Genomic DNA, 701 nt, shown 5'->3' on the forward strand with positions numbered 1-701 from the left:
TTAGAAGAGTGTTATTGACTGACAAAAGGACACTATGGATATATTAGATTTGAAAGTAGAGTGTTTGAGGCAAAAATAAAGACGAAGTGCTGAGAAGCACTTCGTCGAGTGGAGAATTATTGAAAAGTTGTTTAATAATTTCATTATTAAGTTTTAGTGTAACGTAGAATTGCTTTTTATGATTCTCATCTTTACGAATGTCAATACGGTCAATAACCGTTAGGTACAAAGCTTTGAGCTGTGATTTATCCATGGATTCTATATTTTGAAATATTCGTTGTAATAGGGCAGCGATTTGTTTCGTATCATAAGATGGTTTCTCTTGATTTTGTTGGTGCTTGAGTTGATTCATTTGGTTTGTAATGTCATTGAGTTGTGTTTCATATTGATGAATGGTTGGTTTGAGTGCAGATGTTAAGTCTGGATTGTCTTCGATGGTTTGAATTAGATTTTTTAGTTTAGTGTTTATTTCATCAAATTGTTGTTGTTTATAAGCAATATCATGGTTAAGTGCAGCTACATCGACTTGATTTTCTTGATTAACACGTTCGACAACTTGTTTGAGAACTTTATCACTTTTGACAATTTCCAGTATCTGATCCATAACATATTTTTCAATGACATCGGCTCTAACACTATTGGCCGAACATACCTTTGATCCTTTGTTGCGAAAGTTACTACACGAATAGTAGCGAATACGT

The 701-nt window shown here is 33.2% G+C and carries 1 protein-coding gene; it reads right to left on the minus strand.

The window, feature by feature from the left end:
• Positions 1-43: 43 nt before the first annotated feature.
• Positions 44-701, minus strand: a 658-nt coding sequence (locus ACF91D_RS31130) for a recombinase zinc ribbon domain-containing protein (RefSeq protein WP_392438607.1), incomplete at its 5' end; no start/stop codon positions are given.

The sequence above is a fragment of the Staphylococcus sp. 231237_7MaSpsaltlick genome (assembly GCF_043107035.1).